Source organism: Shimazuella alba (assembly GCF_009831235.1).
Taxonomy (GTDB): Bacteria; Bacillota; Bacilli; order Thermoactinomycetales; family Thermoactinomycetaceae; genus Shimazuella; species Shimazuella alba.
Genome location: NZ_WUUL01000017.1, coordinates 12388 through 32710 on the forward strand (window position 1 = coordinate 12388; position 20323 = coordinate 32710).

The following is a 20323-nucleotide window of genomic DNA, read 5'->3' on the forward strand; positions in this document are numbered from 1 at the left end:
TAGGTACTAGTGACCATGGGATCGGTGCAGGTTCTGGAAGACTTCCGGTCGCTTGCTCTCCATCACGTGTGGTCCATGCTCATCGAGCCGGGGTTGCGTGTTCGCAATGCAGACGACAGAGCCGTCAAGTCTCTGATGAATGCAAACATGCAATACAAGGCGATCCAGAACGCTCGGAGGATCGAAGACATTCGCTTCGCCCTTCTGAACGCGATGGTAATGCCTTTCCAACGATCCTGAGGGACTCACCCCAGTATAGAAAAAGTTGATGGCACTGGTACTAGTTAGCCTCCTTCTTTCTGTGCTGGGCCCGAATGTGATTTTATTTATATAGATAATGGTGTGATAAGAATGATACTGAGGAAAACGAAAATTAGTGAAGAGCATGGAATGAGAGAGACGTTTTTTAAAAACGTCTCTCTTTTCATGGGTGTGTCTACCAAGATTCGAACCTGGGAACTCGGTCCGTAGACCGTTAATAAATAATTTTCGCTATGTAAAAACGCTCAATTGTGTTAATTATTACGTATACCGTACGTTAAATGATGTATCCCTTACAGCTATGCACGAGTTTATGCAATACCCCCAGTTTAAACCAATTGTCGGCAAATTTCGGGTATCTGGATCGAGGCTATATTTCGACGCCTCTAGGGTTAAAAATGATTGAAACAAGTAAGATGATCTTTTTTGTCAATCTCAAGACCAACAACATGAAAAAACGATTGAATAAAATGAATATTTTAAAAATCCACGTTCTCGCTTCTCGTGTACGCGTGTTTTTGCGAACAGTGATCTATTTATAACGTTTCATATATTTCAGGCCTCTGGATAACAACACTGGTTATCCAGAGGGGACGCCTGTAGGTCAAACACAAGTGCTCGACCATTGAACCACTACCATCACAATTTGGGATCGAACATGCCGCCCTCGAGCTTGTAGGTGATCCACTTCCCATCCTTTCGGATGAGGTGAAGGAATCGGTTTTCCGGAACCGGGTAGATGACGTCCTTTCCCTCGTGGTTGCGGACCGTGATGCGTCCTCCACGGATGATGAAGTAGGCCTCCATGTGGCCGTACGCTTCTGCGAACGTCTGATCCTGTGTCGGGAGCGTTCTGGCCTTGTAGAAGTCGTTGATCCGGAGCTCTCGATTGTACTGAGCCGACCGGATGGTGACTTCCATACGATTAACCGGAACACCCCCACCCAGGGCCTGGAAATAGAATCGATCGTCGTGCGCGTTGAAACTCCAGTCTACATGCTCGGCGACTACGTCCATCGTCCCTGAGTTGTACTCGTGGAGGGTGATGTTGTTCAGGTCGTGCGTGTGCGTGATTTCCATGAGAGCTCCTTGAGCCAAACTTACAGGTGAATGATTTTATTATATCGAATAATTCATTTTGTGGAAAGTTGCTGGCAATATGGCGAATTTCATATGGATCTCGATTTGATAATGCTCATTTGTTGTTGAAGGTTACGAGGGTGTATTTATTCCGCTTTTGGGTTATTAAAAAGTCCTAGGTTTCCTTCAGCTTGATTTCATAGGAATTATTAATGACAGGGTATATTGTTTTACAAGCGCTAATATGGGTTTTACCTTTACGTTTCTAACTAGTAATCTGCGAGGTGTTTCGGTTATAATAAAAACGTCCTCGCTTCATCTGATACAGATGAAGCGAGGACGTTTGACACATTCCATTACGTTAATTTAACGCTTTTCGACGTTTAAAATAAACGCTTAAGTTAAGACATCGCTAGATGGTGCGCCTACCAGGATTCGAACCTGGGCACCCGGTTCCGGAGACCGGTGCTCTATCCCCTGAGCTATAGGCGCATGATAGAACAACCGTTATTATACCATGTTACGTGCTATATGTACAAGAATAAAAAAAGTGTACAATTTGTGGTTTACCTATACCCTAAAATATAGTAATTTAAAGATGTAATGATTTTTGTTGACAGTGATTGATCCTATACATCGTTTCTTAAGGTGATAGGAGTTGGTTGATGGTGATCTCACTAGAAAACGAAAGATGTTATCACACAAGTGATAGTAAGCGGTTTCCATAGACGATATGTCTTACACGTTAGAGATCAGATAACAATTTCAACTCCCGTCTGAAAAGATGATGGGTGCCTTTCATCGTTAACAGTCCAAAAGGACTGTTTTTATTTATTTGAAATGGTATTTTTTTGGTCATACTACTAAGGAATGCGTATAAGGAGGAAATATTTATGGGCAAAGGCAGAGTAGCAATTAATGGATTTGGAAGAATTGGGCGTAATGTTTTCCGGTCTCTGATCGATCACCCAAACTTAGAAGTAGTTACTGTGAACGATCTTACCGATAGCAAAACATTGGCTCATTTACTTAAATATGATTCTGTACATGGTACATTGGATGCAACGGTAAAAGTATCCGACAATGGTTTTAAAGTAAACGATCACGAGGTGAAAGTAACAGCAGAACGTGATCCAGAAAAACTATCTTGGGAACAAGATAACATCGATATTGTCATTGAATCCACAGGTCGTTTTACCAAACGTGCTGATGCTGAGAAACATCTCAAAGCTGGTGCGAAAAAAGTAATTATTTCCGCTCCTGCTACTGATGAAGATATCACGATTGTATTAGGTGTAAATGAAGATAAATATGATGCACAAAGCCATCATGTGATTTCCAATGCTTCTTGTACCACCAACTGTTTGGCTCCAGTAGCAAAAGTGTTACATGAAAAATTTGGTCTGAAACGCGGTTTTATGACAACAGCACATGCTTATACCAATGACCAACAAATTCTCGATCTCCCTCACAAAGACCTTCGTCGTGCACGTGCTGCTGCGATGTCCATGATCCCAACTACCACTGGTGCTGCAAAAGCAATTTCACTTGTTCTTCCTGAATTAAAAGGGAAGCTAAATGGTATGTCTATTCGCGTTCCTTCACCAACTGTTTCTATCGTGGACCTTGTAGCTGAATTGGACAAAAATGTTACCATAGAAGAGGTAAACAGTGCTTTGAAAGCAGCAGCAGAAGGAGAATTGGAAAACATCTTAGGATATTCCAATGAACCACTCGTATCCATTGATTACAAAGGAAATCCACATTCTTCTATCGTAGATGGTCTTTCTACCATGGTTTTGGAAGACAATATGGTAAAAGTACTTGCATGGTATGATAATGAGTGGGGTTATTCTTGCAGAGTTGTAGATCTAGTTGACTTTATTTTGGAAAAAGGCATTTAATCCTTTTATTGAAACAGATTACTCTGTAGAAAGGTGCGGAATGATCGGTTACAATCAAGAGCGATTTGTGTAATCGATGATTTTGTATGCAGTCAATGAGGGAGGAAATCACCTTTGAATAAACTTACAGTTTATGATGTCGATCTACATAGCAAGCGGGTGTTTTGCCGCGTAGATTTTAATGTTCCATTAACGGAAGGGAAAGTAGCAGATGATACTAGGATTCGTGCTGCTATCCCAACCATCCAATACTTGGTCGAACAAGGGGCAAAAATCATTCTTGTTAGTCATTTAGGCCGCCCAAAAGGTCAAGTGGTAGAGGAATTTAGACTTACTCCAGTAGCAAAACGGTTAAGTGAGTTACTCTCCAAAGATGTAAAAAAAGTAGATCAAGTAATAGGTGTTGAAGTAGCCCAAGCTGTAGAACAGTTAAAAGACGGGGAGATTCTCCTCTTGGAAAATGTTCGCTTTGAAGCTGGGGAGGAAAAAAATGATCCAGCCTTAGCGAAGTCTTTTGCAGACTTAGCAGATGTATTTGTCAATGATGCATTTGGAGCTGCTCACCGCGCTCATGCCTCAACTGCTGGTATCGCTTCGTACATCCCTGCTGTTGCAGGGTTATTACTCAAAAAAGAATTAGAAGTTTTAGGTAAAGCAATTGGCGAACCAGAACGTCCTTTTACTGCTATCATTGGTGGAGCAAAAGTAAAAGATAAGATTGAAGTCATCCAAAACCTACTACAAAAAGTGGATAATTTGCTTATTGGTGGGGGTCTAGCATTTACATTTGTGAAGGCACAAGGTTATGAGATAGGTACCTCTTTGTTAGAAGAAGATAAGTTAGATTTAGCAAAAAGTTTGATTCAACAAGCTGAAGACAAAGGTGTTAAGCTTTATCTGCCGATTGATGCAGTGACAGCTGATCGTTTTGCTCCAGACGCTCTTGCTACAGCAGTCAATATTGATAGCATCCCAGCGGATCAAATGGCCTTGGATATCGGCCCGAAAACAAGTGAACAGTTTCGCGATGCAGTCCTCTCTTCACAATTGGTACTATGGAATGGACCAATGGGTGTTTTTGAGATGGACAGATTTGCACAAGGAACCTATCGTGTAGCAGAGGCATTAGCTGAGTCTCATGCATATTCCATTGTTGGTGGAGGAGATTCTGCAGCAGCACTGGTCAAATCAGGACTTGCTGATCGAGTTGATCATATCTCTACTGGTGGTGGAGCTTCGCTAGAGTTTCTAGAAGGAAAAGAGTTACCTGGTGTAGTTGCATTAACAGATAAAGAATAGGGGGGTACAGTCATGCGCAAGCCTGTACTTGCAGGGAACTGGAAGATGTATAAAACGATATTAGAAACAAAAGATTTTCTAAGACAGTTCCATGAGCATACCATTTCCGATGATCGAGAAGTGGTTATATGCGCTCCATATCCTGCCTTACCATGGCTTACAGAAGCATGTGAAGGTACATCTATTCAAATAGGTGCCCAAAACGTGCATTGGGAGCTAGAAGGAGCTTTTACTGGAGAAGTAAGTGTACAGATGCTAAAAGCTCTCCACGTTACCCATGTGATTATCGGTCACTCGGAGAGACGTGCTTATTTCGCAGAAACGGATGAGATGATAGGGCGGAAACTGCGTACAGCTTTAACTGCTGGTTTAACCCCTATTCTTTGTATTGGAGAGACCTTAGAAGAGAAAGAACTGGGAAAAACAAATGAAGTAGTGAAGCGGCAGTTACGCACTGCTTTAGAGGATGTAAGTCCTGTTGAAGTGGGCAAACTAATCATAGCTTACGAACCAGTTTGGGCAATTGGGTCGGGACTTGCAGCAACCGATGAAGATGCGGAAAATGTCATCTCCTATATTCGTTCTTTGTTACCTGAAAGATACCAAGATAAGGTTCGCATTCTTTATGGTGGCAGTGTAAAACCAGAAAATATTGCAGCATATATGAGTCAGCCTAATATTGATGGTGCGCTCGTCGGTGGTGCTAGCCTTGACCCCGATGTGTTCCACAAAATGCTCGTTGAGGTGTAAATCATGCATAAACCAGTTATGCTTTGCATTTTAGATGGTTTTGGTCTTCGTCAAGAAACCAAAGGAAATGCAGTAGCAGCAGCGAAAAAACCAAACTTTGATCGATATTGGAGTCAGTTTCCGCACACTACATTGCAAGCGAGTGGACATGCTGTCGGCTTGCCTGAAGGGCAAATGGGTAACTCGGAGGTAGGGCACTTAAACATCGGTGCTGGGCGTATTGTATATCAAGATCTGACTAGATTGACCAAAGCAATTGACGATGGCTCCTTTTTTCACAATGAGACATTTATCCAAGCTGTGAAACATGTGAAAGAACACAATAGCAGTCTTCATTTGTATGGTTTGCTTTCGGATGGTGGTGTACATAGTCATATCGAGCATCTATTCGCTCTTCTGGAACTGGCAGCAGAAGAAAAATTGGAAAAAGTGTTTGTGCATGCTTTCTTAGATGGCAGAGATGTTTCTCCAGATAGTTCTGTGAAATATATCCATCAACTGCAAGCAAAAATGCAAGAATTAGGTGTAGGGAAGATTGCTACCTTGCAAGGTCGATACTATGCAATGGATCGAGATAAACGCTGGGAACGCACTGAAAAATCTTATAATGCAATGGTTTATGGGAAAGGACCAACATATCAAGACCCTATCCAAGCAGTGCATGAGTCCTACGAAAAAAGTATCTACGATGAATTTGTTATGCCGACCGTTATAGCAGATGAGCAAGGTAAGCCAGTAGGCACTATACAAAATGATGATGCTATAATCTTTTATAATTTTCGCCCAGACCGTGCGATTCAGATCTCCCAAGCTTTTACCAATGCAGATTTCCGTGGATTTGACCGTGGCGAGCATCCACCACATGATCTGTTTTATGTCTGTATTACGAAATTTAGCGAAACAGTTGGCGGTTTTGTAGCTTATAAACCTAGTAATTTGGATAACACTTTGGGTGAAGTATTGTCTCAAAATGGATTGCGCCAACTGCGAATTGCGGAGACAGAAAAGTATCCTCATGTTACTTTTTTCTTTAGTGGTGGGCGGGAAGATCCATTCCCTGGTGAAAAACGTATACTGATCAATTCCCCAAAAGTGGCTACATATGACCTCAAGCCAGAGATGAGTGCATATGAAGTAACGGATGCACTTTTGACAGAGATCAACGAAGAAAACTTTGATGTGATCATTCTTAACTTTGCCAATCCTGATATGGTTGGTCATTCGGGTAAAATGGAGCCAACAGTAAAGGCGATTGAAACTGTCGATGAATGTCTCGGCAAGCTTGTAGATGCATTGCTTGCAAAGAATGGTGTAGCTATTATTACTGCTGACCATGGAAATTCTGATATGGTAATTGATGAAAATGGAAATCCATTTACAGCACATACAACAAACCCTGTTCCTTGTATTGTGACATTACCTGAGACGAAGCTTCGGGAAGACGGCGTGTTAGCAGATCTTTCTCCAACGATATTAGATTTACTTGATGTAGAAAAACCGAATGAAATGACAGGAACAACTTTGCGATTAGGAGGTATTACATAAATGACTACAATTGAAGCAGTATATGGTCGTGAAGTACTGGATTCCAGAGGGAATCCAACGGTAGAAGTTGAAGTAACACTGGAGTCTGGAGTAGCAGGACGTGCAATCGTTCCTTCTGGAGCATCTACAGGTGCACATGAAGCTGTAGAGCTTCGAGATGGTGAAAAAGATCGTTATAATGGTAAGGGTGTTTTGCAAGCAATTCGCCATATCAATGGCATTATTGCTGAAGAGTTAGAAGGTATGGATGCATTGGATCAATTGATGATTGACCAAGCTCTTATTGGGCTTGATGGTACCTCCAACAAAGGACGTCTGGGTGCAAATGCTATCTTAGGAGTATCGATGGCTGTCGCTCGTGCTGCAGCAAATGCTTTAGGCGTGCCGCTTTATAATTACTTAGGAGGTTTCAACTCCAAAGTGCTTCCAGTACCGATGATGAACATTTTAAACGGTGGCGCTCATGCGGATAATAATATAGATATCCAAGAGTTTATGGTCATGCCAGTTGGAGCTAGTAATATTCGTGAAGCAGTCCGTATGGGGGCAGAAATCTTCCATTCCCTGAAAAGTGTATTGAATGAACAAGGGCTCTCGACAGCTGTTGGAGACGAAGGTGGATTTGCTCCTAATCTCTCGTCCAATGAAGAAGCACTCAAAACCATTGTGACTGCAATCGAACGAGCTGGATACAAACCAGGTACAGAAATCAAATTGGCACTAGATGTTGCAGCGACTGAGATTTATCAAGATGGCAATTATCATTTTGCTGGGGAAGGTATTACTCGTTCTCCAGAAGAAATGATCACATTCTATGAAGATTTAGTATCCAAATATCCGATCGTCTCTATTGAAGATGGACTAGCAGAAGATGACTGGGATGGTTGGAAACTTCTCACAGAACGTCTTGGGGACAAGGTACAGTTAGTCGGTGATGACTTATTTGTGACCAATACCGTACGTCTTGCAGACGGCATCGCACGTGGTGTTGGAAACTCCATCTTGGTAAAAGTAAATCAAATTGGTACTTTAACCGAAACGTTTGATGCGATCGAAATGGCAAAACAAGCTGGGTATACTGCTGTTATCTCACATCGTTCCGGTGAGACAGAAGATACTACTATTGCGGATATTGCTGTTGCTACAGGTGCAGGCCAAATTAAGACTGGTGCACCATCTCGTACGGATCGTGTGGCAAAATATAATCAATTGATGCGGATTGAAGATGAACTTGCTTCCACTGCAAGCTATTTGGGGGATAATGCTTTTTACAACCTGAAATAAATGTGGTAAATTGAATGAGGCGAGGAGGTTTGTTATATGATACTTGCAACGAAAATTTTGTTTGGCATCGTTAGTCTTGGCCTCATTATTGTAATCCTCATGCAGTCGAGCAAAAGCGCTGGTCTATCTGGTGCAATTGGTGGCGGTGCTGAACATAACATGGGTAAAGCAAAAGCTAGAGGAATTGATCTGCTGTTGTCACGACTAACAGTTGTATTAGCAGTACTCTTCATGATTCTTGCTCTAGCCGTTGGATATTTTATAAAGTAACCCATTTTCAAGGAACAGCTGTGTATACAGCTGTTTTTCTTTTTGATGCCTATTTATGCAGAAGCGTCTTTTTAAAAGGCAGGGACAGATTTATAATCTGTCCCTGCTTCGATTTTTATGCTAGAAAAAGATGATATCTTTTTTGATTAATAGAAACCACTTGCATTTCCAGAAGTGAAAAATAGAGGAATAAATCTGCTTTCTATATATTTTACGGAATTTTCATTAATTATTTATATTTTGATAACTCCAACTAACCTGAATTCGTTGTAAAGTTTTTTCTATGATATATTGATTGTAAGGAAAAATCTCTACTCAAAGGCAGGAGAAATGTCTCCCCGTACACAGGAATGGATTCTTTCAGACGAGCAGGTGGCTGACATCAGCAAACTGTTTTCCTGGGGGCTTCGACACAAGCCTGAGCAGTTTGGTGTTGAGCTGGAGATCAGGGATGGACGCTGATCGGTTCTGTGCTCGAGGCTTTTGTGATGCACCGCCCGACGTTTCGTGGGCGAAACGCAATGGAGCTGAGCAGGATTCTAGACGAAGTGGTGTCCCGCAACAACAAGCAGCGTTTTGAGCTGAAGGGAGACCGGATTCGGGCTAGTCAGGGTCACTCTGCCTCTCTTTCGGTTGAACTGGGCCTTGAGCCCAAAGCTCCACCACCTGTTCTTTTTCACGGAACAGCGAGCGACTTCGTAGCCTCGATTCTCTCAAAGGGAATTGTGAGGAAAAGTCGTCAGCATGTGCACCTCTCGGACAGCTACGATACTGCAACAGACGTAGGAAGCCGACACGGTGACCCTGTCGGCTTGAAAATCGACGCTAAGCGGATGCATGAGGATGGTTTTGCATTTTTCCTCACCGATAATGGCGTATGACTGACCGATCATGTACCTGTTGGGTACTTTCTCTGATCGATGATTAGAGAAAACCGACTTAGGAACCTGAGTCGTGAGGTGACTTTTGCAGTCACCTCACCCAAATTTATTATAACATTGCGAGCGAGAAAACCCACGATTGAAATCGTGGGATGAAAGCGAGATAGATGGGGTTAAACTTTGTTTCCGCTCATGAGCCTGACTATTTTTTGAATTTTCTTGACAAGTACGAACATGGGATCTATAATGTTTGAAAAATTCCTACTAGGAGGTGATCCTATGCATATAGCATTTTCCTCCGTCTTCGACCGACCAAAGCACAGGCAATCACAAATCCATCGGCTGTAGCCGTTTTGTGTTCAATCATTTTCTTGGTGAATGGAACAACATGTATCAAGAAACGGGGCAAGGGCTGACCTATTCCACCTGCTCCCGTGTCCTAACTGAGAAAAAGCGGGAGTTAACCTGGTTGAAAGAAGTGGATTCCACTTCCTTGCAAAATACACTGAAACATCTGGCTGATGCATTTCAGCGATTTTTCCAAAAGCAAAACGATGCTCCGCGTTTCAAAAGCAGAAAAAATCAGGTACAAGCATATACCAGTCAGTGCAACTATTCCAAAAATAGCAGACCGACCATTGAAATAGACGGAAACAAAATCAAATTGCCGAAATTAGGCTGGGTAAAGTTTGTCCCATCGCGAGCAATAAGTGGTCGTATTCTGTCCGCCACGATCCGTCGTACCTCATCGGGAAAATACAACATATCCATTCTTTGTGAGGTATGCTACTTGCGATCCATCCCCGCAAGAAAAGAAGCTGTTGGCATCGATTTAGGGCTGAAAGACTTTGCTATTTTCGATGATGGAACGAAATGGAGTCCGAACCGATTTTTTCGCCACTATGAACAAAAGCTGGCAAAACTGCAACAAATAATGGCACGAAGAAAAAAAGATGGCTTCAATTGGCAGAAAACCCGCATCAAATTTGCTCGGATTCATGAAAAAATCACCCATGCCCGCCACGATTTTTTACATAAACGATCGACGAAACTGGTGGACGAAAACCAAGTCATCCATATCGAAAGTTTGCAAGTGAAGAACATGCGGAAAAATCAAAAGCTGGCGAAATCGATCACCGATGCTTCTTGGTCGGAGTTTGTTTCGATGTTGGAATACAAAGCAAAAGTGTATGGAAGGAAATTGGTGAAAGTAGGAAAATCCTTTCCCTCCAGTCAGCTTTGTTCGGGTTGTGGTCATCGAAACCAAGAAGTGAAGCATCTACAGTTGCGATCATGGACATGTCCCAATTGCAATGAGCACTATGATCGAAATATCCATGCTGCAAAGAACATTTTACAAGAAGGTAGAAGATTACTTGCCGTGGGGCTCACGGTTTAAGCTTGGTAAACTTCCTTGGAGTACCGAGGATTACCCAAGAATCCCACGGCTTTAGCCGTGTGGAGTTGTCAATGTGTGTTTTTTGCGATTTGTTTCCACTCATGGTATAATTTTATAAGAGTTTCTAGCACTTTTCCTATCTTAAACTACTAAAGCGACTCGGATGACGGGTCGCTTTCACTATAAATCGGAGCTGAATGTGATGCAAATAATAAAACGCTCCCCGGATCCTTTTTTTTATTCTGGTGGAAAAACGGGTATCCTACTCATACATGGATTTACTGGAACACCATCTGAATTAAGACCGATGGGTGACTATCTTCACAAACAAGGGTTTACCGTTTCTGCACCACTGCTTTCCGGTCATGGTACTACTCCAGAAGACCTACAAAGTACTAGTTGGCAAGACTGGGTAAAAAATGTAGAGGCTGCTTATGCAGATATCCAAAAAGCAGATATTGAAAAACTTTATGTTGCGGGTCTTTCTATGGGTGGCATTTTAGCGCTTCTACTAGCTTATGAGCATCAAGCCAATATTAGTGGAGTGGTTTCTATGTGTGCACCTATCAAAGTGAGAGATTTTCGTGCTAATTTTGTCCGCTTGATTCATTGGTTTATGCCGTTTTCCCTGAGAGGTGAACAGAAGCATCCGGATATAGAGCAGCACCTTATCCCCTATGACCGAACACCACTAAAAAGTGTTGCTGAATTAAATCGTTTAATTCGTTTTGTACGCAAAAAATTAAATCAGATTCATATACCGACTTTAATTGTACAATCTAAAAACGATGAGACTGTATCACCAAGTAGCGGCGCTATTATTTACAATAGTATTTCGTCTGCTGATAAGACCCTTACTTGGTACGAAAACTCATCCCATATTATCACTGTGGATAAAGAAAGAAGAAAGCTATTTCAAGAAGTGGAGCAGTTTGTTTTGCGTACTTCTATTGAAAGGGAGTAATTTGGTTGTTAACCACACAAAAATTATTACAGTTTTTAAATCAAGAAGCATATAAGCCGCTAACTTTTCCGGAAATCATGGAAGCGCTTGATTTAAAAGCTCATGAGACAGAATTAAAAAGCCTATTGCAAGAATTAGAAGAGAGCGGACAAGTAGTCAAAACGAAAAAAAATAGCTATGGTACTCCAGATAGAATGAATCTAGTTCGGGGAAAAGTTCAAGGAAATGCAAAAGGATTTGCCTTTGTTATCGCGGATAAAAGGGATTTAAAAGATATTTATATTCATTCTAGCGATATGAATAGTGCGATGGATGGGGACATCGTCCTTGTTCGTATCTTTCAAAAAAAGAAACAGGATCGTCGACCAGAAGGGGAAATCATAAGAATCGTAAAACGCGGTCGTTCTCAAGTTGTCGGTGTTTTTCGTGCTATCAATGAACATTTTGGTTTTGTCGTACCTGATGACAGACGTCTGCCAGCGGATATTTTCATTCCAGCAGAACATCGGATGGGAGCAGAAAATGGACAAAAAGTAGTGGTGAAACTAAGCCATTTTCCATCTGACCGTAATAGTGCCGAAGGCGAGATTATTGAGATTATCGGGAACAAAAACGATCCAGGTGTTGATATTGTTTCGATTATTCGTAAACATGGGTTACCAGAAAATTTCCCACCTGAAGTAGAGGCAGAAGCGGAGGCAATCAGTGAAATGATTTGTGATCAAGATCTGATTGGCAGACATGATCTTCGAGAGCGTGTGATGGTGACGATCGATGGCGAAGACGCAAAAGACCTTGATGATGCAGTCTCGGTGGAACCTTTGTCAAATGGAAATACGCGGCTTGGTGTACATATTGCGGATGTTGGTTATTACGTCAAAGAAGGTAGTGCACTGGATCGAGAAGCATATGAACGTGGTTGTAGTGTTTACTTAGTAGATCGAGTGATTCCGATGCTGCCAAAAAGATTATCCAATGGTATTTGTAGCTTAAATCCACAAGTGGATCGATTGACGATGACTTGTGATATGGAAATAGATGCTCGTGGAGAGATAGTCCAATACGACATTTATCCTTCTGTCATTTGCACCAATGAACGAATGACCTACAACAATGTACAAAAAATCTTAGAAGAGCATGATGCAGAACTAATAGAACGTTACAAACCACTCATCCCTCATTTTGAACTGATGGGACAATTGGCAGAACGCTTAAGAGCGAAACGAACTCGTCGTGGAGCAGTTGATTTTAACTTCACTGAAGCGAAAATTGTTGTTGATGAAAGCGGAAAGCCGATTGATATTGTCAAACGACCAAGGTCCATCGCAGAACGACTGATTGAAGAATTTATGCTTTCTGCTAATGAAACCGTAGCAGAGCATTACAACCGTTTGGAAGTGCCTTTCGTGTATCGAATTCACGAAAATCCTGATGCAGAAAAACTACAATCTTTCTTTCAATTTGTCACGACTTTTGGGTACCGGATGAAAGGAAAAGCTGATAAAGTAAAACCTCGTGCATTACAGGATTTGCTTCTGAAAATAAGTGGAAGACCAGAGGAAACGGTAATCAGTACGGTGATGCTTCGTTCGATGAAACAGGCAAAGTATTCCACCGAAAATGCCGGACATTTTGGTTTAGCTGCCAATTTTTACTCCCACTTTACTTCTCCGATTCGGCGGTATCCAGACTTGTTAATTCATCGAGTAATGAGAGAAATATACAATGAAGGGTCACTATCGCCTGATAGAATGGAGCAATTACAGTTATTCCTTTCAGATGCATCGGAACAATCATCTGTTCGTGAACGTGTGGCAGTTGACGCAGAACGTGAAACCGACGATCTCAAACAAGCAGAGTATATGACTGAGCATGTAGGAGAAGAGTATGATGGGACCATCAGTGGAGTAACTAGCTTCGGTATTTTTGTGGAGTTGGAAAATACCATTGAAGGATTGGTTCATGTTAGTTTCTTGAATGATGATTACTACCGTTACGAAGAGAAGTATTATTGTTTAATCGGAGAACGGACAGGTCGTATTTTGCGTATTGGAGACAAAGTGAAGATCAAAGTAAGTGGTGTAAACATGGAAGAGCGAAAGATCGACTTTGAGCTCTTAGAACATACACCTCAAGATATTCCTCTCCCAACGACACAAAAGGAGCAGAAAAAGAAGAAACCTGTTCGGAAGAAACCGACAAATAAATCTACACTTCGTAAACCAAAATCATCTGGTACGAAAAAAGAAGCTAATAAAACGGTCGATTCTCCATCATCACCGCGCAAGAGACGGAGAAAAAGGAAACCGCGGAAAACTGGTGTAAATTAGGCAAGCGTTTTTTCGTGATTTTCTAATAGAGTGGAACCGAGTATAGGGTGTTATTTCCTATCAGAGAAACGGGCACTGGTATGATAGAAAAAGCTTACTGCTCTTCACGAGTAGTAAGCTTTTAGGTGTATCTATTTATGATTCTTATTACTTCACAAATCGTCGGTAACCTAGTACAGCACCACCAAGTGCGAGAAGACCAAGTCCAGCTACCATGCCAATTGGATTAGAGGTAGCGGTTTTAGGTAGTGTTCCACCTTTATGGGTGTTGTCAATTACTTGATCAACTGTACCTTGACCAACTGGTGGGGTTGGATTTGGTTTTGGATTATTATCGATTGGAGTTGGTTTTACATCTCCATTGTCATTATTATTATCATTGTTATCATTATTGCCATTGTTTTCTTTTGTTATTTGGAGCTTTCCTTTCTTAACAATAACGGTATCTTCCCCATCTACATTTCCGTCATAAGCAAATGTAACAAGGTAGGAACCTTCTTTAAGTCCTGTGAAGGTATGAGAGAAGCTGGTTCCTTTTACATTGTATACTTCTTTCTTTTTAAACACTTTTTTGCCTTTTTCATCAGATATTGCAATTCCCCAGTTACCTTTTGCGCTTTTACCGCTAGTTAAAGTACCTGTAAATTTATTTTTGTCGCCATTTTGGGAATGATTAACTGTTAAATCTGCGATAGTTTGAGTTCCTACTGCAATGCCTTCTTTGCCATCTACTTTACCTTCAAAAACAATTTTGATGTCATGTCCTTTTGTTTCACCGTTTTTCTTATACTCTTCGTATAAGTTATAGATAAAAGAAGTGGAAGGTGTCTTGCTTTTTTTGGTATCATACTTTGTGCCATCAACGAAGAGAGTCCAGGTACCTTCTGCATCCTTTACATCCTTGAGCTTAGCAGTAAAGGTATAGTAGTTACCATGATTTTGACTTTTGCGATGCACTTCCATTTTTGTTTCTGCCACTGGGTTAGTAACAGAGTCTTTTACTTGGGTTTCGATATTTTTTACTGTTTCTTCTACATTCTTTTGATTTTCTTCCGCATTTACAACAGTATGTAAAGGTGAAAATGCCAGAATGAGAGCTAATGTAAAAATAGAGATAAATAGGCGTTTCATAAAATACTTCCCTCCTGAATAATAATTAAATATATAAATTTATATATATTTATATTGTGATTATATATTTTCTGAAAAAGGTTATTCAATTAAAATTCGAAAATAAACATTGGTAATTTATTGATATAGAGCAATAGATATTGTGTAAAAATCGACTTCTTTCATTTTTTTAATTAAAATTATATTCTTAAAAATAGAGAAACTTATTTCGTTCTTGGTGGTGCTTGTTTTCCTTTTTAAGGAATAAAGGCAGGGACTATTCATTAAATTTCTTGGATGAGAACAAAAGAACAATCCTCATGTCGCATAGGAAGGGTAGTCAGACAGAGAGAAAGGACGCGGTCGAATCGAAATAGTTGGTCTCTTCTTCTGCGAACTAAATTGGAGATACATATGATTTCCAGATGGATCTAAATTACAAAAGGATCAATTCTTGAGATGGATATGCCAATCATTAATGAGTAATAGCATAAGCACTCAAGACAATATGTTGATGAGAAGGGATGGATTTAGTTTTGAAATTTGGTCATAAAAGCTTTTATGTACATATTTAGCTGGGGATTGTACATAATTTAATTTTTGACATTTATTTTCAAGTAAAATATAATGTGAAGTAGCGTATGAAATATCGTTTATATCTTTTAAATACGGGGTATTAGCTCAGCTGGGAGAGCGCTACACTGGCAGTGTAGAGGTCAGCGGTTCGATCCCGCTATACTCCACCACTAAAACCCCTTGGTATACAAGGGGTTTCGCTATTTTAAAGGCTTATTATCAGTTGGATATGCGAACGGTCTATGTGTATTTTTTGTAGAAACAGGTCGATCACTCCACTAGATTGTTTACATGTCTATTCATTTTTAGTTTTGATTGCTTAGAGAGCTTTTTGAAATAAGTTCTAGTTTAATTTTTTTATGACAATAGAAGCGTTTACGTTTGTCTGTGTTCCACCAGCTAATGTTTGAAGGGTAACTGCTGCAGCGGAAGTGTGATTGTGGAGAGTTAGAGCATCGCCTGCTGCTATCGTTAATAAGACTTGACCGGTATTTTGCTGAGTGCCAGCCCCAGAACCATAAACTGTTCCCGGAACAGGTGCGCCATTTAAAAAAAGTGCAAATTGGTTTGGTTCTACACCTGAAACTGAGAATGTAACCTCATAATCACCAGCAGTGGTAACTAAAATAGAGGCAGTTCCAGGGGTATGGGTTATTCCAGGTGTAATTAACCCATTCGTATCAAAAAGGATAGGAGCTTCAAGTGCTATCGTTTGAGCACTTAGATTATAGATATAGGCATATTGAGATAATCCCACAGTAGCACCCGTGGCACCGGTAGCACCCGTGGCACCTGTAGCGCCTGCATCACCCGTGGCACCCGTAGCGCCTGCATCACCCGTGGCACCCGTGGCACCCGTGGCACCCGTGGCACCCGTGGCACCCGTAGCGCCCGTAGCGCCTGCATCACCCGTAGCACCCGTGGCACCCGTAGCGCCTGCATCACCTGTGGCACCCGTAGCGCCTGCATCACCCGTAGCACCTGCATCACCTGTGGCACCCGTAGCGCCTGCATCACCCGTGGCACCCGTGGCACCCGTGGCACCCGTGGCACCCGTAGCGCCTGCATCACCCGTAGCACCTGCATCACCTGTGGCACCTGTGGCACCCGTAGCGCCTGCATCACCCGTAGCACCTGCATCACCTGTGGCACCGGTAGCACCCGTGGCACCCGTAGCGCCTACATCACCCGTAGCACCCGTAGCACCTGTGGCACCTGTAGTTCCGGTTACACCAGTTCCTCCTGTTGGACCCGTCGCTCCAATTCCAGGACCAGTAGGGCCGGTGGGACCTGTCGGACCTGGAACACCAATACCAGTCGCTCCAGTTGGACCAATAGGTCCAACTATACCTGGAAAACCTCTAGGACCTCTAGGACCATCATCTCCTTCTTTTCCTCTCCTTCCTCTAGGTCCTTCTGATCCAGGAGGACCTACCGGTCCAGTAGCCCCTGTTGGACCGGTAGGTCCTTTTTTTACAATTACATGAGGATCACAACCACACCGATGATATTTTTTCTTTCGTTTTTTCTTCCTACAATTAGGTGGATTTTTCTTTATGGATTTACCCGAAGGTTTTCTGATTGAGGGTAAGCCCCTTTTATGTCCTTTAGAAAACATTTCTTGCCCCCCCAATAAATAAAATTCAAAAATATCAATACAATACATTATGTAAACTGTTCTTAAATCGGTATCAACTAATTCCTATATTTAAGTGGAAATGAGTTCATCTCCATGTTTGTCTATATAGCTTTCCAAACCTCTTCTCACATGCAACGCACGGGTGTGTTTGTTTCTATTTATCTCCATAGCAAGACACTGATACAGGTTAGCTGTTCTTTTCTATCAATTAGAGAAACAATAAACTCAATTATTTATCACATGTTGTGGTCATTAGGATAAAAGAGGATACTGGATTACATATGTTGATTATGATGCTATGATTAATGATGTATATTTTTTGTGTATTTCTTTATTTAGACACGATGGAGACATGTTTTGAACACGAATGTAAGGAGGCGAATCAACCGATCGCTCTATTTTTATCGTTAGTGTTATTGTACATTCATCGTTTGATAACGTATTCTATGAATATAATTAAGAAAATTAATCCTAAATAACATGTTTATGGCGTTTACATAACGGAATAATCACGGGAGGCTTACCCTTCGCTCCACTGGCAGTGTAGAGGTCAGCGGTTCGATCCCACTATACTCCACCACCCAAACCCCTTGTGTATCAAGGGGTTTTCGTATGTACGGAAAGAGAGATAATGAGGAAAACGAGCGGACTTCTAACATTTTTCTAACCTTTATTCAACTAAAGTGTTTTTTTGGTTAGAAGGCTTCATTTTGAGGAAGGTTTCTTCAAATCTGTCTACTGCCCTCTTGTTGCATATTAGGTAGGACATGGCTGTAAATGTCCATTGTAATTCTTGTGTTTGCATGACCCAAACGCTCCGATACAATTTTTGGATGTTCTCCTTGTTTTAACATTCATGAAATCTAATTTTTGTAAGGTGATTTTGTTCGATGATATGATAAAAGCTCCGCAGTAGATTTCTAGGTCCGATAGGAGTCCCGAATCGTGTAGCAATAATCAAATCTTGATCTTGATAATTCTCGCCAATTTCTAACTTTTGCTCGTATTGTTTAATTCTGTGTTTTTTTAATGCTTCTGTAGCTGTATGAGTTAAAGAAACAGAACGTTGGCTTCCTTTTGTTTTTGGGTCTTGGAGAACCAGTTTTCCATTTATCGTAACAAAGGTTTTTGCGTATGCTCGCAGTTTTGCTTTCAAAGTCGATATCTTTCCATGATATTCGCACACCCATGCTACATGCATATGCCAACAATTTGAATGTGGAACAATGTTGGATGATTCTTCAAGAAAGCAGAGTTCGTAATTCACATATGATTGTGGGCTTTTCTCCTTTTGTTACTTCAGTAAAGGAATTGGTTATTCTTGGCGAAAAGATAAAAGAAAACTATCCTAATGTCTTTATTATTGTTGGAGGGCATTTTGCTGCCTTTCATAAAGATTATCTTTTGAAAGAATATGTTTGGCTAGATGTTTGGCTAGATGCAGTTATGTTGGTGAAGGGCGAACTTTCACTGTATGAATATTGCTTGTCACCAACAGAAAAAGTAGCAGGTGTATTGAAAAGAAATACAGGATTTAAACCACGACCTCGAATGAGGAAACGAGGACGGGCGAAATTAGAGCGTGTTTTAAGTTGAGCTAATGGAGAACTTTCAAATATACTTGATTTACTAGAGCTTTATATATTCGGTAAACAAGCGGAAGGGACGAGTAAAGGGGCGTTAACGAACAAGCGTTTAGCGGTTAATAAGTTTATTGATTTCGTTAAGGTGACCGATATAATAAACGTTTCATTACGTGTATTAAACGTTTAAACCATAAGAGAATTTATATCTTATTTGCGTAATGTTCATGTGAAACATAGCATCAATACTTTTGTTGACGATAGTCATAAAACTTCTGGTTTGTCACCGGATACCGCTAACAAGCATTTAAAACGAGGTGCGAAGTTTAATGATTTTACAACGCTCGAAACTTCTGATATCACTATGGTACATTAAATTTAGAGAAACGTCGGCTAAGGGTATTAAAAATTCGCTGAAAGATTATAGTTCCTCAGCGATATTTTTCTACTGTGACTGGGGATTATATTTTCGTTAATTACTGGCACTATAACATCAAATTTATGTGAAAAAAATTATTATCTAGCCTGAACAACCGTTTCTTAGAAGCGTTTGTTCAGGTGTACTCCGTGTAGAGCACATCTACAGGGGTTGCCCTGTGGGCTCTGCTTAACTGTTATCGCTTGGTGGAGCCAGGAGCGTGGATTACCGTTACCTGTCCGGTCGTGGTGACGGTGTACTTGTTGCCCAACTGATCCCAGTAGTGGAATGAATCCCCCATCGAGTCGGGGACTGCCTTCACCATGTCAACCTCCTGTTGCACACCCATTGCGTCTACGAAGCGGAGATGTCCGTTCAGGTAGGAGAACGAAGCAGAGTTGGCAGGAACAGGATAAGTAAGAGTTGCGATCTTCTGCATAGGAACCTCCTGTAGGGTTGTAATTGACAACTTTATCTTAATATTTCTATAATTTTATTTCAACAAAATATTGATGAGATGATTGGTTTAGCGTGTTAAAGGCGGATCAGTCCATTTGGGATAGCGTGCGTTTCTCTAATGTTTGAAAAGCATTTTAACAATAATAATACAACTTGTAACACCGTATTAAGTAACAGTTAGCAAGCTTTCAGCCTGCCGGTATAAAACTTCTCTGCTTGCTATGTTTAATACTCTTCTTCGCTATCCTCTGCAATAAATATCATCCATAACAATACTCTTAGACGCAGCTATTAGTTATCTATCGATCTTTCCAAAAGAGTACTCCCGCTTCAAGTGTTAGCTAAGTGGATGGTGAATTTCGGTTTGGAGTTAGCCGAAAAGCATTGAAGTAAGTTAAATAAAAACTAATTATGAAGTGATTTGTGTAATTATTGAGAAACATGATGTTAAGAAAATTCGCAGGGTATTAGGGATAGAGACCTAAACTAGCACAACGGGTATGCGAAACCTCTACACTTTCTAGTACCCATGGTGGTATATGGTACATACACCACTTGTATTAACGTTATA

15 protein-coding genes, 2 tRNA genes and 1 pseudogene are annotated in these 20323 nt (G+C 41.1%); 12 read left to right on the forward strand and 6 right to left on the reverse strand.

Features of this window, described 5'->3' with window-relative positions; translation table 11 throughout:
* Positions 1–900: 900 nt before the first annotated feature.
* Both GSM42_RS18380 and GSM42_RS18385 read right to left on the reverse strand, forming a co-directional pair.
* The gene (locus GSM42_RS18380) at positions 901–1341 is read right to left on the reverse strand and encodes a hypothetical protein (RefSeq protein WP_160803010.1); all 441 of its coding nucleotides are present in this window, start codon (positions 1339–1341) and stop codon (positions 901–903) included.
* A 417-nt stretch (positions 1342–1758) separates the two neighbouring features.
* Positions 1759–1833: transfer RNA gene (locus GSM42_RS18385), tRNA-Arg, on the reverse strand.
* A 401-nt stretch (positions 1834–2234) separates the two neighbouring features.
* On the opposite strand from GSM42_RS18385, the gene gap reads away from it, so the two are divergent.
* From gap to rnr, 10 genes and pseudogenes are all read left to right on the forward strand, one after another.
* On the forward strand, positions 2235–3245 hold the full coding sequence (gene gap / locus GSM42_RS18390; protein WP_160803011.1) for a type I glyceraldehyde-3-phosphate dehydrogenase: 1011 nt from the start codon (positions 2235–2237) through the stop codon (positions 3243–3245).
* 114 nt (positions 3246–3359) lie between these two features.
* Entirely contained in the window at positions 3360–4544 is a 1185-nt protein-coding gene (locus tag GSM42_RS18395) for a phosphoglycerate kinase (RefSeq protein ID WP_160803012.1), read from the forward strand.
* Between the two features lie 12 nt (positions 4545–4556).
* A complete protein-coding gene (gene tpiA, locus GSM42_RS18400; RefSeq protein ID WP_160803013.1) occupies positions 4557–5294 on the forward strand; it encodes a triose-phosphate isomerase in 738 nt (245 codons plus the stop codon).
* Positions 5295–5297: 3 nt separating this feature from the next.
* Entirely contained in the window at positions 5298–6839 is a 1542-nt protein-coding gene (gene gpmI, locus GSM42_RS18405) for a 2,3-bisphosphoglycerate-independent phosphoglycerate mutase (RefSeq protein WP_160803014.1), read from the forward strand.
* On the forward strand, positions 6840–8123 hold the full coding sequence (gene eno, locus GSM42_RS18410) for a phosphopyruvate hydratase (RefSeq protein WP_160803015.1): 1284 nt from the start codon (positions 6840–6842) through the stop codon (positions 8121–8123).
* Positions 8124–8159: 36 nt separating this feature from the next.
* Entirely contained in the window at positions 8160–8393 is a 234-nt protein-coding gene (gene secG, locus GSM42_RS18415; protein WP_160803016.1) for a preprotein translocase subunit SecG, read from the forward strand.
* Between the two features lie 488 nt (positions 8394–8881).
* Positions 8882–9274, forward strand: a complete 393-nt coding sequence (locus GSM42_RS21470) for an RNA 2'-phosphotransferase (protein ID WP_160803017.1) — start codon at positions 8882–8884, stop codon at positions 9272–9274.
* A gap of 304 nt (positions 9275–9578) precedes the next feature.
* Positions 9579–10673: pseudogene (gene tnpB / locus GSM42_RS18425) on the forward strand (IS200/IS605 family element RNA-guided endonuclease TnpB); the annotation flags it as partial.
* 202 nt (positions 10674–10875) lie between these two features.
* Positions 10876–11637 carry an alpha/beta hydrolase gene (locus tag GSM42_RS18430; RefSeq protein WP_160803018.1) on the forward strand — a complete coding sequence of 254 codons (762 nt, stop codon included), beginning with the start codon at positions 10876–10878 and terminating at the stop codon, positions 11635–11637.
* Positions 11638–11642: 5 nt separating this feature from the next.
* Positions 11643–13967, forward strand: a complete 2325-nt coding sequence (gene rnr, locus GSM42_RS18435; protein WP_160803019.1) for a ribonuclease R — start codon at positions 11643–11645, stop codon at positions 13965–13967.
* Between the two features lie 147 nt (positions 13968–14114).
* On the opposite strand, the gene GSM42_RS18440 is transcribed toward rnr, so the two are convergent.
* Positions 14115–15098, reverse strand: coding sequence for an LPXTG cell wall anchor domain-containing protein (locus tag GSM42_RS18440; protein WP_160803020.1), 984 nt, complete (start codon positions 15096–15098; stop codon positions 14115–14117).
* A 649-nt stretch (positions 15099–15747) separates the two neighbouring features.
* Between GSM42_RS18440 and GSM42_RS18445 the strand changes: the two genes are divergently transcribed.
* Positions 15748–15823, forward strand: a tRNA-Ala gene (locus tag GSM42_RS18445).
* Between the two features lie 173 nt (positions 15824–15996).
* On the opposite strand, the gene GSM42_RS18450 is transcribed toward GSM42_RS18445, so the two are convergent.
* Positions 15997–17271, reverse strand: coding sequence for a BclA C-terminal domain-containing protein (locus GSM42_RS18450; protein WP_237446702.1), 1275 nt, complete (start codon positions 17269–17271; stop codon positions 15997–15999).
* Positions 17272–18139: 868 nt separating this feature from the next.
* Entirely contained in the window at positions 18140–18448 is a 309-nt protein-coding gene (locus tag GSM42_RS18455; protein WP_160803022.1) for a hypothetical protein, read from the reverse strand.
* 77 nt (positions 18449–18525) lie between these two features.
* On the opposite strand from GSM42_RS18455, the gene GSM42_RS18460 reads away from it, so the two are divergent.
* Complete coding sequence (locus GSM42_RS18460; protein WP_160803023.1) at positions 18526–18888, forward strand: hypothetical protein; 363 nt, start codon at positions 18526–18528, stop codon at positions 18886–18888.
* A 601-nt stretch (positions 18889–19489) separates the two neighbouring features.
* Here the strand turns inward: GSM42_RS18460 and GSM42_RS18465 are convergent.
* Positions 19490–19732 (reverse strand): hypothetical protein, encoded by a 243-nt coding sequence (locus GSM42_RS18465; RefSeq protein WP_160803024.1) that lies wholly within the window; start codon positions 19730–19732, stop codon positions 19490–19492.
* Positions 19733–20323: the final 591 nt, after the last annotated feature.

Excerpts from the sequence above, each read along its gene's own strand:
- GSM42_RS18380 (WP_160803010.1), bottom strand. The coding sequence starts at position 1,341 with ATGGAAATCACGCACACGCACGACCTGAACAACATCACCCTCCACGAG.
- gap (WP_160803011.1), top strand. The coding sequence starts at position 2,235 with ATGGGCAAAGGCAGAGTAGCAATTAATGGATTTGGAAGAATTGGGCGT.
- tpiA (WP_160803013.1), top strand. The coding sequence starts at position 4,557 with ATGCGCAAGCCTGTACTTGCAGGGAACTGGAAGATGTATAAAACGATA.
- gpmI (WP_160803014.1), top strand. The coding sequence starts at position 5,298 with ATGCATAAACCAGTTATGCTTTGCATTTTAGATGGTTTTGGTCTTCGT.
- eno (WP_160803015.1), top strand. The coding sequence starts at position 6,840 with ATGACTACAATTGAAGCAGTATATGGTCGTGAAGTACTGGATTCCAGA.
- secG (WP_160803016.1), top strand. The coding sequence starts at position 8,160 with ATGATACTTGCAACGAAAATTTTGTTTGGCATCGTTAGTCTTGGCCTC.
- GSM42_RS21470 (WP_160803017.1), top strand. The coding sequence starts at position 8,882 with ATGCACCGCCCGACGTTTCGTGGGCGAAACGCAATGGAGCTGAGCAGG.
- GSM42_RS18430 (WP_160803018.1), top strand. The coding sequence starts at position 10,876 with ATGCAAATAATAAAACGCTCCCCGGATCCTTTTTTTTATTCTGGTGGA.
- GSM42_RS18440 (WP_160803020.1), bottom strand. The coding sequence starts at position 15,098 with ATGAAACGCCTATTTATCTCTATTTTTACATTAGCTCTCATTCTGGCA.
- GSM42_RS18450 (WP_237446702.1), bottom strand. The coding sequence starts at position 17,271 with ATGTTTTCTAAAGGACATAAAAGGGGCTTACCCTCAATCAGAAAACCT.
- GSM42_RS18460 (WP_160803023.1), top strand. The coding sequence starts at position 18,526 with ATGATTCTTCAAGAAAGCAGAGTTCGTAATTCACATATGATTGTGGGC.
- GSM42_RS18465 (WP_160803024.1), bottom strand. The coding sequence starts at position 19,732 with ATGCAGAAGATCGCAACTCTTACTTATCCTGTTCCTGCCAACTCTGCT.